General features: G+C 70.3%; 15 protein-coding genes. 6 read left to right on the top strand and 9 right to left on the bottom strand.

The genetic code is table 11. The annotated features are described in order from the left end of the window. Positions 1–253: 253 nt before the first annotated feature. Together ACIRSS_RS18850 and ACIRSS_RS18845 are read right to left on the bottom strand one after the other, a co-directional pair. Positions 254–928 carry a Crp/Fnr family transcriptional regulator gene (locus ACIRSS_RS18850; protein ID WP_003081747.1) on the bottom strand — a complete coding sequence of 225 codons (675 nt, stop codon included), beginning with the start codon at positions 926–928 and terminating at the stop codon, positions 254–256. A 149-nt stretch (positions 929–1077) separates the two neighbouring features. Continuing rightward, a complete protein-coding gene (locus ACIRSS_RS18845) occupies positions 1078–1329 on the bottom strand; it encodes a hypothetical protein (protein ID WP_013230551.1) in 252 nt (83 codons plus the stop codon). A 227-nt stretch (positions 1330–1556) separates the two neighbouring features. Between ACIRSS_RS18845 and nth the strand changes: the two genes are divergently transcribed. From nth to ACIRSS_RS18825, 4 genes are read left to right on the top strand one after another with little or no spacing between them, the layout of a single operon-like run. Beyond that, positions 1557–2240 (top strand): endonuclease III, encoded by a 684-nt coding sequence (gene nth / locus ACIRSS_RS18840; RefSeq protein WP_400897552.1) that lies wholly within the window; start codon positions 1557–1559, stop codon positions 2238–2240. After that, positions 2237–2836, top strand: coding sequence for a TlpA family protein disulfide reductase (locus tag ACIRSS_RS18835; RefSeq protein ID WP_400896400.1), 600 nt, complete (start codon positions 2237–2239; stop codon positions 2834–2836). The genes nth and ACIRSS_RS18835 overlap by 4 nt, the downstream gene beginning before the upstream one ends. Beyond that, positions 2833–3528, top strand: a complete 696-nt coding sequence (locus ACIRSS_RS18830) for an NUDIX hydrolase (RefSeq protein WP_400896398.1) — start codon at positions 2833–2835, stop codon at positions 3526–3528. Before ACIRSS_RS18835 ends, ACIRSS_RS18830 begins: the two co-directional genes overlap by 4 nt. Before the next feature lie 4 nt (positions 3529–3532). Next, a complete protein-coding gene (locus tag ACIRSS_RS18825; RefSeq protein WP_400896396.1) occupies positions 3533–4717 on the top strand; it encodes a MarP family serine protease in 1185 nt (394 codons plus the stop codon). Here the strand turns inward: ACIRSS_RS18825 and ACIRSS_RS18820 are convergent. Genes ACIRSS_RS18820 through nhaA form a run of 4 tightly spaced genes read right to left on the bottom strand, consistent with a single transcriptional unit; the run spans position 4714 to position 7493 of the window. Then, positions 4714–4839, bottom strand: a complete 126-nt coding sequence (locus tag ACIRSS_RS18820; protein ID WP_400896394.1) for a hypothetical protein — start codon at positions 4837–4839, stop codon at positions 4714–4716. The two genes, ACIRSS_RS18825 and ACIRSS_RS18820, sit on opposite strands and share 4 nt — an antisense overlap. A gap of 1 nt (position 4840) precedes the next feature. Continuing rightward, positions 4841–5758: an alpha/beta fold hydrolase gene (locus tag ACIRSS_RS18815; protein ID WP_400896392.1), complete on the bottom strand. Its 918-nt coding sequence runs from the start codon at positions 5756–5758 to the stop codon at positions 4841–4843. 4 nt (positions 5759–5762) lie between these two features. Further along, positions 5763–6263, bottom strand: a complete 501-nt coding sequence (locus tag ACIRSS_RS18810; protein ID WP_400896390.1) for a phage holin family protein — start codon at positions 6261–6263, stop codon at positions 5763–5765. A gap of 42 nt (positions 6264–6305) precedes the next feature. Continuing rightward, positions 6306–7493 carry a Na+/H+ antiporter NhaA gene (gene nhaA, locus ACIRSS_RS18805; protein WP_400896388.1) on the bottom strand — a complete coding sequence of 396 codons (1188 nt, stop codon included), beginning with the start codon at positions 7491–7493 and terminating at the stop codon, positions 6306–6308. A 186-nt stretch (positions 7494–7679) separates the two neighbouring features. Here nhaA and ACIRSS_RS18800 point away from each other — a divergent pair, with 186 nt between their 5' ends. Then, complete coding sequence (locus ACIRSS_RS18800) at positions 7680–9137, top strand: peptide MFS transporter (RefSeq protein WP_400896386.1); 1458 nt, start codon at positions 7680–7682, stop codon at positions 9135–9137. On the opposite strand, the gene ACIRSS_RS18795 is transcribed toward ACIRSS_RS18800, so the two are convergent. Continuing rightward, on the bottom strand, positions 9134–9862 hold the full coding sequence (locus ACIRSS_RS18795) for a VIT family protein (RefSeq protein WP_400896384.1): 729 nt from the start codon (positions 9860–9862) through the stop codon (positions 9134–9136). The genes ACIRSS_RS18800 and ACIRSS_RS18795 overlap by 4 nt on opposite strands. Positions 9863–9980: 118 nt before the next feature. On the opposite strand from ACIRSS_RS18795, the gene ACIRSS_RS18790 reads away from it, so the two are divergent. After that, positions 9981–10334: a cupin domain-containing protein gene (locus ACIRSS_RS18790; RefSeq protein WP_400897550.1), complete on the top strand. Its 354-nt coding sequence runs from the start codon at positions 9981–9983 to the stop codon at positions 10332–10334. Between the two features lie 57 nt (positions 10335–10391). Here the strand turns inward: ACIRSS_RS18790 and ACIRSS_RS18785 are convergent, their stop codons facing one another. Next, complete coding sequence (locus ACIRSS_RS18785; protein WP_400896382.1) at positions 10392–10871, bottom strand: DUF6319 family protein; 480 nt, start codon at positions 10869–10871, stop codon at positions 10392–10394. Positions 10872–11014: 143 nt separating this feature from the next. Next, positions 11015–12997: an acetate--CoA ligase gene (gene acs, locus ACIRSS_RS18780; protein WP_400896380.1), complete on the bottom strand. Its 1983-nt coding sequence runs from the start codon at positions 12995–12997 to the stop codon at positions 11015–11017. Positions 12998–13009: the final 12 nt, after the last annotated feature.

Below are 13009 nucleotides of genomic sequence, written 5' to 3'. Positions count from 1 at the left end.
GAGAGTGAATGGCCTTGAATTCGTGGGTATGGGCCGTGATGGTTGAACAACAGCACAGAACCCAGCTCCCTCCGGCACTTGGGTCGGGGCCTGATCCCGGAGGGCGGGGAGCGCGGATCGTCGGGGGATGGTCCGCGCGACAAACGAAGAGCCGGTGCGCCACGTCGGGGGTGGCGCCCGGCTCTTTGTTTTGGGTCACCAACGCAGAAGGCCCCCTCGCCCGGAAGGGTGAGGGGGCCTTCGACGTGAGAACTCAGCGAGCCCGGCGAGCCAAGCGCTCCGGGTCCAGGATGAGCACGCTCTTGCCTTCGAGCCGCAGCCAGCCGCGGTGCGCGAAGTCGGCGAGCGCCTTGTTGACGGTCTCGCGGGACGCGCCGACGTACTGGGCGATCTCTTCCTGCGTCAGGTCGTGCGTGACCCGCAGCAGGCCCGCCTCCTGGCTGCCGAACCGCTGCGCGAGCTGCAGCAGCGCCCGCGCCACGCGGCCCGGGACGTCGGTGAAGATCAGTTCCGCGACCATGTTGTTCGTCCGGCGCAGTCGGCGCGCGACCACGCGCAGCAGCTGCTCGGCGATCTCCGGCCGGGTCGAGATCCACTGGCGCAGGGCCGGGCGGTCCATGGTGACCGCGCGGACCTCGGTGACCGTGGTCGCGCTCGACGTCCGGGGGCCGGGGTCGAAGATGGACAGCTCGCCGAACATGTCGGACGGGCCGAAGATGCCCAGCAGGTTCTCGCGGCCGTCGGGCGACTTGCGGCCGATCTTCACCTTGCCGGACTGGATGATGTACAGCTTGTCGCCGGGCTCACCCTCGTTGAAGATGACATGGCCGCGGGGGAACTCCACGGATTCCAAGGTCTGGGCCAGCGCCTCCGCCGCTGCCGGCTCCACACCCTGGAAAATGCCCGCACGGGCCAGGGTTTCGTCCACCTCGGGTGCCTCCTCGTCGAGAAACGTTCACGCCCTCCCGTGTGTGGAAGAGCGTGACGCCGATCACTTGCGCGTCAGTCTAGGGCGTACTCACGAGATCGCCCGTCGGACGCGCGCGCCCGCCGGATGATCTCGTTCGAACGTGGAGCCTAACTCCGCACGCGACGCGCGCGTAGCCTGGCTGCCCGTCCGCCCAGCCTACGCAGCCGGAACAGCTCCAGCGCGCGGCCGATGCCGTGCCCGTAGAGCGCCCTGACCTCGTTGGGCTGCGCCTGCTCGAGGAACTCTTCGACCTCGTTCTCCTGCACCGCGACGTGCTTGAGCCGGCTCTCCACGCGCTCCATGAACAGCGCGAAGAACATGATCACCAGGGGGACCAGGATGACGAACCAGACGGTCATGACCGGACCCCGAAACACTCAGTGAAAAGCATCTACTCCAGATCCTCGCTCATGGCGGCCGGAAAACTGCGCCGAGGTGGTGCTCTGGCGTGTCGGTCGTCCACCGGTGCACTGACCGGCTCGTCCGACGGCGCCCGTAGGCTATCGGGGTGCCACCTGCCACCACGAACGCCCCCCGTGAGGGCGCTGGTGAAAGCCGGTTAGCTCTGGTGAGACGCGCCAGGCGGATGAAGCGTTGCCTCGACGACGTGTATCCCGACGCCCACTGCGAGCTCGACTTCACCACTCCACTGGAACTGCTGGTCGCGGTCGTGCTGTCCGCCCAGACCACCGACGTCCGGGTGAACCTCGTCACGCCCGCGCTGTTCAAGCGCTACCGGACCGCCGCCGACTACGCGGGCGCCGACCGCACCGAGCTGGAGGAGTACCTCCGCAGCACCGGCTTCTACCGGGCCAAGGCGAACTCCGTCATGGGCCTGGGCGCGGCGCTGGTCGAGCGCTTCGACGGCGAGGTGCCGGGCAAGCTCGAGGACCTCGTCACGCTGCCCGGCGTCGGCCGCAAGACGGCGAACGTCGTGCTCGGGAACGCCTTCGACGTCCCCGGCATCACCGTCGACACCCACTTCGGCCGGCTGGTCCGCCGCTGGGGCTGGACGGCCGAGGACGACCCGGTCAAGGTCGAGCACGCGGTCGGCGAGCTGATCCCCCGCAAGGAGTGGACCATGCTCTCGCACCGGGTGATCTTCCACGGCCGGCGCGTCTGCCACGCCAAGAAGCCCGCCTGCGGCGCCTGCCCGCTGGCCAGGGACTGCCCGTCCTACGGCACCGGCCCGACCGGGTTCGAGGAAGCCGCGAAGCTGGTCAAAGGCGTCGAAAAGGACCACATCCTGGCGCTGGCGGCGCCCCGGTGACGACCGTCACCAAATGGGCGCTGGCCGCCGCCGTGCTGGCGGTGGCGCTCATCGTCGCGCTGCTGCCCCGCGGCGGTGGCGACAGCGCCGCGAAGCCGTCCGAGGACTTGGCCCCGGCCCGGTCCGCGGCGGCGCTCCAAGCGTGTCCGGCGCCGAGTCCCGCGCAGCCCGTGAAGCAGCTCGAGGGCGTCACGGCGGACTGCCTCGGCGACGGCGCGAGCGTCGACGTCGGCAAGGCCCTCGCCGGGGCTCCGGTGCTGGTCAACGTGTGGGCGTCCTGGTGCGAGCCGTGCCGGACCGAGCTGCCCGTGCTCCAGGAGTACGCGAAGCAGCCGGGTGCCGTGCGCGTGCTCGGCGTCCAGGTGCAGAGCCCGGCGAAGGACGGCTTGAACCTGCTCGCCCAGCTGGGCGTGCACCTACCGTCGGTCTTCGACGGCGAAGGGCAGACCGGGCCGGTCCGCACGGCCCTGAAGGTGCCGTCGTCGCTGCCGGCGTCCTACCTGGTCACCGCCGCCGGTGAGGTGCGGTTCATCGCGAATCCCCGCACGTTCGGGAACACTGACCAGGTGCGTGCGGCAGTGGGAGGGACTTCATGATCGGACCGCTGGTCGAGCCGGAGTCCGTCCCCGAGTGGCTCCGGCCGCTGGTCAAGGTCAGCGGCGAGGTCGATTCGAAGACGTTCACCCGGTTCAGCCCGCCCGAGGACAGCTACACGCGCGCCGCCGCGGTGCTCATCCTCTTCGGCGAGCGCGAGGCCGACGGCGAGCCCGACGTCCTGTTGCAGCGCCGCGCCGACACCCTGGGCTCCCACGCGGGCCAGGTCGCCTTCCCCGGCGGCGGCGCCGAAGACGGCGACGGTGGCCCGATCGGCACCGCGCTGCGTGAGGCCGAGGAGGAGACCGGGGTCGTCCCGTCCGGCGTCCGGCCGGTCGCGGTGCTGCCGGAGCTGTTCGTCCCGGTCTCGAAGTTCGCCGTGACGCCGGTGCTGGCGCACTGGGACGTCCCGTCGCCGGTGCACGCCGTGGACCCCGGCGAGACGGCGTCCGTCGCCCGCGTCGCGCTCGCCGACCTGGCGGACCCGGCCAACCGGTTCATGGTCCAGAAGGCCGGCGCGCCGTGGAAGGGCCCGGCGTTCGAGGTGTCCGGCCTGTTCGTCTGGGGTTTCACCGCCGGGTTGTTGTCCGTCCTGCTCGGCCTGGGAGGCTGGGAGCGCGAATGGGACTCGGGCGACGTCCGGGACCTCGACGAAGCGCTCGCCGCGTACCAGGCGCGGTTGACGGAAGGGTGACGCGGTGAACTGGGTCGATGTGCTGGTCCTGCTGCTGGCCGTCTTGGCGGCGGTGTCCGGCGCATACCAGGGCGTGATCGTCGCGCTGCCGTCGCTCGTCGGCGTCGTGCTCGGCGCGCTCGTCGGCATCAAGCTCGCGCCGGTGGTCGTCGCGTTCTTCGACGACCCGGTCTGGAAGGTCGCCTTCGCGGTCGCGACGGTCGTCTTCCTGGTCGCTCTCGGCGAGGCGATCGGCGTCTACGCCGGCCGCCGGCTCCGCCAGAAGATCAACCCGGACAAGCTGTCCGGCATCGACAAGACGCTCGGCGCGGTCGTGCAGGCCCTCGTCGTCTTCGTGGTGGCGTGGCTGATCGCGACGCCGCTGACGACCGTGTCCGGCGTGCCGGGACTCGCCAAGGCGATCAACGGCTCGGTGGTGCTCGGCAAGGTCAACGACGCCATGCCGGAGGCCGCGCAGGGCTTCCCGAGCCAGCTGCGCAAGCTGCTCGACGCGTCCGGCTTCCCCTCCATCGTCGACCCGTTCCAGAAGGCCCCGACGGCCGACACCTCGCCCCCGGACCCGGCGCTGCAGAGCAGCGGGACCGTCCAGCAGCTGCACGGCAGCGTCGTCAAGATCCGCGGCAGCGCCAGCTCGTGCTCGCGGTCCCTGGAAGGCAGCGGGTTCGTGATCGCGCCGCAGCGGGTGATGACGAACGCGCACGTCGTGGCCGGCACCGACACCGTCGGCATCGAGACGACCCAGGGCGACTACGCGGCCAGCGTCGTCTACTTCGACCCGGAGGTCGACATCGCGGTGCTCGCCGTGCCGCGGCTGCGCGCCCCGGCCCTGCAGTTCGCGTCCGAGACGGCCGCGGCGGGCGACAGCGCGATCGTGCTCGGCTACCCGCTCGACGGCCCGTACCGCGCGACGCCGGCCCGCGTGCGCGGCCGGATCAACCTGCGCGGCCCGGACATCTACGACGCGAACACCGTGCAGCGGGACGTCTTCACGGTCCGCGCGGAGATCCGCAGCGGCAACTCGGGCGGCCCGATGGTGACACCGGACGGCCGGGTCATCGGCGTCGTGTTCGGCGCCGCGGTCGAGGACCCGGAAACCGGCTTCACGCTGACCGCCGAGCAGGTGCGGGCCGAAGTGGACGCGGCGCCCTCGCAGTCGGCGAGGGTGTCCACCGGTTCCTGTGCCGCCTAACGCCCGAACCGCAGCGGGAGGCCCTGGTCGTAGCCGGGCTCGGTCAGCCCGGACGACGCCAGCGCGCTCTGCTCGCGTTCCAGGTGGACCGCCATGCCCTGGGCGTGGCTGAAGAACGCCATCTCACTTGAGGAAGTCCACCAGCGCCGCCGATGTGCGGTCCGGCGCCTCGAGGTGGGGGAAGTGCCCGACGCCCGGCCAGAGCTCCGGCTCGGCGTGCGGGCCCGCCCAGCGCACCGACGCCGCCGCCGTCTCGGGGAGGATGCAGGTGTCTTCGGCGCCGTGCAGCTGCAGGGTCGGCGCCGCGATCCGCCCGCCCACGGCGTCGGTGAACCGGCGGCCCTCACCGCGGAACTGGGCCCGGAACGCCCACCGGTAGTACTCGAGCGCGCTGTGCGCGACGCCGGGCACGAGCATCGCCTGCCGGAAGGCCCCGACGCTGCGGTCGAAGTCCGAAGTGGACCGCCAGCCACTCCCGGCCCAGGCGCCGAACAGGTCCGCGACGGCTTGAGCGTCGTCCTTCACGAGCCACTTCTCCGGCGCCATCGGCACCTGGAAGCGGAAGAGGTGCCCGGCCGCGCGGCCCTGGCCGCGCCACGGGCGGACCGACGAGCGCAGCGCGAGGGGGTGGGCGGCGCCGATCGCCGTCACCGAAGCCACGAGCCGAGGGTGCAGCGCCGCGACCGTCCACGCGAGCAGGCCGCCCCACGCGTGCCCGACGAGGTGCGCGCGGCGCGCCCCGAGTGACTTGATCAGGCCGCCGACGTCACCGGCGAGCGTCCACGCGTCGTAGCCGCGGGGCGGCTTGTCCGAGTCGCCGTAGCCGCGCAGGTCGACGGCGACCGCGCGGAACCCGGCGTCGGCCAGCGCCCGCAGCTGGTGGTGCCAGGTCCACCAGAACTCCGCGAACCCGTGCAGCAGCACCACGACGGGCCCCTCGCCGAGCTCGGCGACGTGCAGCCGGATGCCGTTCGCGGACACGTCGCGGTGCGCCCACGGGCCGTCGAGCCGGACGCTCGACGGGTCGGGGGACGGGTGCAACGACTCAGTCGCGCGTGGTCGTCAGGTCGGCGTCGGGCGCCTTGTGCGGCTTGAGCGCGGCGGCCGTCTCCTTGACGCTGGCGATCGTCCGCTCGGGGGCCTTGAACTTCTTCACCTTGCGGTAGCCCAGGAACCCGGCCGCGGCCACGACCAGCAGCATCAGGACGAACACGATGCCGAACGCGCCCCAGCGGTGCAGCGGCCGGAACCAGTCCGCGAGGCCTTCGGACAGGAAGAAAAAGAAGAAGAACGAGCTGTACAGCAGGACCGTCAGCGCGATCAGGAAGTAGATGGCCCCCTTGAGGCCCTTCTTCACCTCGCCGACCAGCTCGGACTTCGCGAGCTCCATCTCGGCCCGGACCAGGGTCGAGATGTGCTGGGTCGCGTCGCCGACGAGCCTGCCGATCGACTGGTCGCCGGGGACGTCGGTGTCGGAGGACAGCGGGAGGTAAGGCACGGCCCCCACGCCGTCGGGGCCGGTGCGTTCGTGTTTGGGGCTGCTCACCGGGTCATCGTGCCATGTGTCCGGAATCAGGGCGCGGCGGCGTCACAGTGTGTCGGAGATTCGGGCGTGCACCTTGCTACGGCGCAGTAGCAGTGCCGCCGCCAGCAGGGACGCCGCCGCCGACGCGATCAACACCGCCGCCTTGGCCAGTTCGCTCGCGCCTTCCGGCAACGCCAGCTCCGCGATCAGCAGGCTGACCGTGAACCCGACCCCGCCGAGCACGGACAACGCGGCCATGTCGCGCCAGCCCATGCCACGCGGCTTTTCCGCAACGCGCAGCTTCACGGCGAGCGCGCCGGCCCCGAGGATCCCGACGACCTTGCCGCCGAGCAGCCCGGCGAGCACCGCGAGCGGCAGCGCCGTCGTGAACACCGCGCCGAGCGCGTCGCCGCTGACCGAGATCCCGGCCGCGAACAGCGCGAAGACCGGCACGGCGACGGCCGCCGACCAGGGCTGGAGCCGGTGCTCGAGCCGCACCGCGGGCGCCTCGGCCTCGCCTTCGTCGGCGCGGACGCGGGTGAGCAGGCCCAGCGCGACACCGGCGATCGTCGCGTGGATGCCCGCCGAGTGCACGGCGACCCAGACGACCAGCGCGAGCGGCACGTACAGCCACGGCGTCCGGATCCGGCGGTGCTGCAGGAAGGCGTACAGCGCGAGGCCGGCCACCGCCACGGCCGCCGCGACCAGGTCGAAGCCGGTCGTGAAGACGAGGGCGATGACGACGATCGCGCCGAGGTCGTCCACCACGGCCAGCGACAGCAGGAAGACCCGCGCGCTCGAGGGAAGGTTCGACGCGGTCAGCGCCAGCACGCCGAGCGCGAACGCGATGTCCGTGGCGACCGGGATCGCCCAGGCCCGCTCGATTCCGGGCGTCCCCCAGCCGACCGACAGCGCGACGAGCGCGGGCACGACCATGCCGCCGGCCGCGGCCACGACCGGGAGGATCGCCTGCTTGAACCGGGACAGCTCGCCGACGACGAGCTCGCGCTTGAGCTCGAGCCCGGCGACGAAGAAGAACAGCGCGAGGAGGCCGTCCTTCGCCCAGTCGCCGAGCGTCAGGTTCAGGTGCAGGAACTCCGGGCCGAGCCGGAAGTCGCGCAGCGCGTGGTAGCTGTCGCTCAGCGGCGAGTTGGCCCAGAGCAGGGCGACGGCGGTCGCGGCGAGCAGGATCAAGCCGCCGGTCGTCTCGGTGCGGAGGTAGCGGGCGAACTCGGTCAGCGGGCGGGACACGGGCGGCTCCAGGGGTCGTCGATCACCGTTGCCGACCAGACTTCCCGGCGCACCTTGACGTTATTTTAGTACTTTTTGTCACGGATCGTTATGGCCATCGCCACACGGGGTATCGGTGGTGAGTCACCAGGTGGGCTCATAGCATGCCAAGCGACAACGAAGTCCGAGACAAAGGAAGACAGAGTTGTGAGCACCTCCACCGAGGTCCAGCAGGACACGAGGTTCTTCGGGCACCCACGAGGGCTGGCGAACCTCTTCGGCGTCGAGATGTGGGAGCGCTTCTCCTACTACGGGATGCTCGGCATCCTGCCGATCTACCTCTACTACAAGGTCGAACAGGGCGGCCTGGGCCTGGCGCAGGAGTCGGCGCTCGGCATCGTCGGCGCGTACGGCGGTCTCGTCTACCTCTCCGCCGTCGTCGGGGCGTGGGTGGCCGACCGGCTGCTCGGCTCGGAACGGACGTTGTTCTACAGCGCCGTGCTGATCATGATCGGCCACATCAGCCTGGCGCTGCTGCCGGGCCTGGCCGGCATCGGCGTCGGCCTCGTGTGCGTCGCGGTCGGCAGCGGCGGGCTGAAGTCCAACGCGACGGCGATCGTCGGCACGCTCTACGCCGACGGCGACGAGCGGCGCGACGCGGGCTTCACGATCTTCTACATGGGCGTCAACCTCGGCGGGTTCGTCGGCCCGCTGCTGACCGGGCTGGCGCAGACCGAGGTCGGCTTCCACCTCGGGTTCGGCCTCGCGGCGATCGGCATGGCGCTCGGCCTGATCCAGTACACGCTGGGCCGCAAGAACCTCGGCGAGAAGGCCAAGGAGATCCCGAACCCGCTGCCGTCGTCGCGGCGCGCGCTCGCGGTCGGCGGTGCCCTCGTGCTGGTCGCCGCGATCGTCGTGCTGGTGGTCACCGGGGTCGTCAACCCGGGCAACCTCGCCGACGTCGTCGTGTGGGTGGTCGGCGTGATCTCGGTGGTCTACTTCCTCGTCATCCTGACCAGCAGCAAGATCACCGCCGTCGAGCGCAGCCGGGTGTTCTCGTTCATCCCGATGTTCATCGCCAGCGCGGTGTTCTTCTCGCTGTACCAGCAGCAGTTCACGGTCGTCGCGGCCTACACCGACCAGCGGCTGAACCGGAACCTGTTCGGCTGGGAGATGCCGGTGTCCTGGGTCAACTCGATCAACCCGGTGTTCATCATCGTCTTCGCCCCGATCCTGGCGGCGCTGTGGACGAAGCTCGGCGAGCGCCAGCCGTCGACGCCGATGAAGTTCGTCCTCGGCACCGTGCTGATGGGCGCGGCGTTCCTGCTGTTCCTGCCGATGGTGGGCAGCGGCAAGAACGCGAGCCCGATGCTCGCGATGGTCGGCATCCTGTTCGTCTTCACGATCGCCGAGCTGTGCCTCTCGCCGGTCGGGCTGTCGCTGTCGACGAAGCTCGCGCCGGAGGCGTTCCGGACGCAGATGGTGGCGCTGAACTTCCTGTCGATCTCGTTCGGCACCGCGATGTCCGGCAAGCTCGCCGAGTACTACTCGGTCGACGACGAAGCGCCGTACTTCAGCACCGTCGGCGGCGTTGCCATCGGGGTCGGCGTGCTGCTGTTCCTGGGCATCCCCTTCATCCGCAAGCTGATGAAGGGCGTCCACTAGCCGACGGTGACCCCGAAGATCACCCCGACGAAGTAGGTCACCACCATCGTGAGGGCGCCGACGCCGACGTTGCGGAGGATCGCGCGCCCCACGTTCGCGTCGCCGAGCCTCGCGCTGACCCACCCGGTCAGCGTGAGGCCGACGACGACCGCGGCCGCGCACGCCCACACCCGCAGGGAGACGCCGGCCCAGGCGATGGACAGGAGCGGCAGCAGCGCGCCGACCGAGAACGCGAGCAGCGACGCCCACGCGGCCTGCCACGGGCTGGTCAGGTTGCCCGGGTCGATGCCGAGCTCGGCCTCGGCGTGCGCCTGCAGGGCGTCCTTTTCGGTCAGTTCGCGCGCGACCCGGCTCGCGAGGTCCGGCGAGAGCCCCTTGCCCTCGTAGATTTCGGCGAGCTCGCGCTCCTCGGCCTCCGGCATCGTCTTGAGCTCGTGCTTTTCCAGCCGGATCAAGGCCTGTTCGGTGTCGCGCTGGGTGCTCACGGAGACGTATTCCCCACCGGCCATGGAAAAGGCGCCGGCGACGAGCCCGGCGATTCCGGCGGTGAGGATCGTGGTGCTTTCGGTGGTCGCGCCGGCGACCCCGACGACGATGCCGGCGACGGACACGATCCCGTCGTTGGCCCCGAGAACCCCGGCCCGCAGCCAGTTCAGCTTCCCGCCCACGTCCTGGTGCGGTTCGTGGGTGTGCTCCACGGCGTCACCGTCAATCGTTTCGGTCACCCGACAAGTGAAACACGAACGGGGAATCGTGGCGAGACTTGTTCTTTTTGTCAGGTACGCCTAATTAACGTCTGCCTTACCTAAGCCGTCCTGTGTGGACTCTCAGCCGGCATGGGCCATCATGGCGGGTATGGAGGATCAGGTGTGGCAGCCGCTGCGGACGGTGGAGGGCCTCCCGCTGAACGGCGGCGAGGGCCGCTTCCGGCTGCTGGAGACGGCGTCGAGCGGTCTGGCGTATTTGATCCACTACCCGGCGGGGGTGGCCTCGCCGCCGCACGCGCACGACCACGACTCGATCGTGTACGTCCTGTCGGGCCGCCTGCGGGGCGCGGTGGACGGGGTGGAGGCAGAGCTGGAGCCAGGGGATTCGGTGCTGCACCCGCGCGGGGTGGCCCACCACGTGGAGGCGCTGACGGACTCGATGTGGGTGGAGTTCAAGTCACCCCTGCCGGGTAACCCGCCGATCGCCTGAAAGCGGAAACGCCCGGCCCCGCTCGAGGCGGAACCGGGCGCTTCCTGGAGTGAAGCCTCAGGCGTCCAGCTCGGCGAGGGCCTGCTTGGCCTTCTCGAGCTCGGCCTCGAGCGCCGCGACCTTCGCCGCCTGCGCCTCGCGGGCCTGGTTGATCACCTCGTCGATCGGGCCGGACAGGTCCGCGTGCAGCTCCTTGGCCGCGCGCGACACCGCCGCCGCGGGGATCTCCAGGCCCTTCGCGACCCACTTCGAGCCGTTCTTCAGCTCGGCCTGCCACTCGCCGTCGGCGGTGCCGGTGACCGTGAGGATCAGCTCGACCGTGCGGGTCTTCTTCGCCGTCGACGCCGTCGCACCCTTCGGGCGGCCGCGCTTGGGCTTGGGGGCCTCCTCGGCGGCGGGCTCGGCCGAGCCTTCCGAAGAGGGGGACGCGGACTCGGTGACGGTCGCCTCGTCGGCGGAAACCTCCGGAGTCGAAGCCGGAGCCTCGGCCGGAGCCGAAGCCGTTTCCTCGTCGTGCGTCAGGACATCCACGGTCATCGTCGTGTCGTCTCCTTGCCCGGGGAAGGGGGTGTGGTTCGCGGCACAGCGTAGAACATGCGTTCGAGCCGTGCCACTCGGGGGTCATGACAGAGCCCTCCCGGCGCGAAGCCGGAAGGGCTCTGACGGAGCGTAACGCTAGCTCACTCCTCCGACTTGCCCGACTTCAGGCCCGACGAGATCAGGTCCATCACCGACGAGTCGGCCAGCGTGGTGACGTCGCCGACCTGGCGGTTCTCCGCCACATCGCGCAGCAGGCGGCGCATGATCTTGCCCGAACGCGTCTTCGGCAGCTCCGGCACGACCATGATCTGCCGCGGCTTCGCGATCGGCCCGATCTCCTTGGCGACGTGGTTGCGCAGCGCCTGGATGGCCTCCTCACCGCCGTCGACGGCGTTGCCGCGCAGGATGACGAACGCGACGATGCCCTGGCCGGTCGTCGGGTCGGTCGCGCCGACGACCGCGGCCTCGGCCACCGTCGGGTGCGAAACCAGCGCCGACTCGACCTCGGTCGTCGAGATGCGGTGGCCGGACACGTTCATCACGTCGTCGACGCGGCCCAGGAGCCAGACGTCACCGTCGTTGTCGTACTTCGCGCCGTCGCCGGCGAAGTAGAAGCCCTGGTCCTTGAAGCGCGACCAGTACGTCTCCTTGAAGCGCTCCTCGTCGCCCCAGACGCCCCGCAGCATCGACGGCCACGGCTTGTCGAGCACCAGGTACCCGCCACCGCCGGGCCCGACCTCCGTGCCCGTGTCGTCGACGACCTTCGCGGAGATGCCCGGCAGCGCCTTCTGCGCCGAACCCGGCTTGGTCGAGGTGACGCCCGGCAGCGGCGAGATCATGATCGCGCCGGTCTCGGTCTGCCACCACGTGTCGACGATCGGCGTCTTGCCCGCGCCGATGTTCTCGCGGTACCAGATCCACGCCTCGGGGTTGATCGGCTCGCCGACCGAGCCCAGCACCCGCAGCGACGACAGGTCGTACTTCTCCGGGATTTCCGCGCCCCACTTCATGAACGTGCGGATCAGCGTCGGAGCCGTGTAGTAGAGGGAGACCTTGTACTTCTGGACGATCTCCCAGTGCCGCCCCTCGTGCGGGGTGTTCGGCGTGCCTTCGTAGACGACCTGCGTGACGCGGTTGGCGAGCGGGCCGTAGACGATGTAGCTGTGGCCGGTGATCCAGCCGATGTCCGCGGTGCACCAGTAGACGTCTTCGCCGGCCTTGTGGTCGAAGACGTTGTGGTGCGTGTACGCCGTCTGCGTCAGGTAGCCGCCGGAGGTGTGCAGGATGCCCTTCGGCTTCCCGGTCGTCCCGGACGTGTAGAGGATGAACAGCGGGTGCTCGCTGTCGAACGCCTCGGGAGTGTGCTCTTCGGACTGTCCGTCGACGAGCTCGTGCCACCACAGGTCGCGGCCGTCGGTCCACGGGACGTCGCCCTCGAGCTTGTCGCCGGTGCGCTTCACGACGATGACCTTCTCGACGGTTTCGGCGCCTTCGAGCGCTTCGTCGACATTGGCCTTCATCGGCGCGGCCTTGCCGCGGCGGAACTGGCCGTCGGAGGTGATCACGACCTTCGCGGCGGCGTCGTCGACGCGGGCCCGCAGCGCCGTCGGCGAGAAGCCGCCGAAGACGACGTTGTGCAGCGCGCCGATCCGCGCGCACGCGAGCATCGCGAAGATGGCCTCGGGGACCATCTGCAGCTGGATCGCCACGACGTCGCCGGCGGTGACGCCGAGGGACGCGAGTGCGTTGGCGGCCTTGGAAACCTCGGTCTTCAGCTCGGCGTAGGTGATGTCCCGCGTGTCACCCGGCTCGCCGACCCAGTGGATCGCGACCTGGTCGCCGTGCCCGGACTCGACGTGCCGGTCGACGCAGTTGTACGCGACGTTCAGCTTGCCGCCGACGAACCACTTCGCGAACGGCGCATTGGTCCAGTCCAGTACCGTGGTCCACTTCGTGTCCCACGTCAGCCGCTCCGCCTGCTTGGCCCAGAACGCTTCGCGATCGGCGTCCGCCTCGGCGTAGAGATCGGCCTTCGCATTGGCCTGGCCAGCGAATTCGTCACTGGGCGGGAACGTGCGGCTCTCGGTGAGCAGGTTGTCCAGGGCTGGGGACTGCTCGGTCATGGTTGCAAGGCC

This window comes from Amycolatopsis sp. NPDC101161 (genome assembly GCF_044768185.1).
Taxonomy (GTDB): Bacteria; Actinomycetota; Actinomycetes; order Mycobacteriales; family Pseudonocardiaceae; genus Amycolatopsis.
The sequence above is the reverse complement of the archived record's forward strand: the minus strand, read 5'-3'. Positions and strand labels throughout refer to the sequence as shown.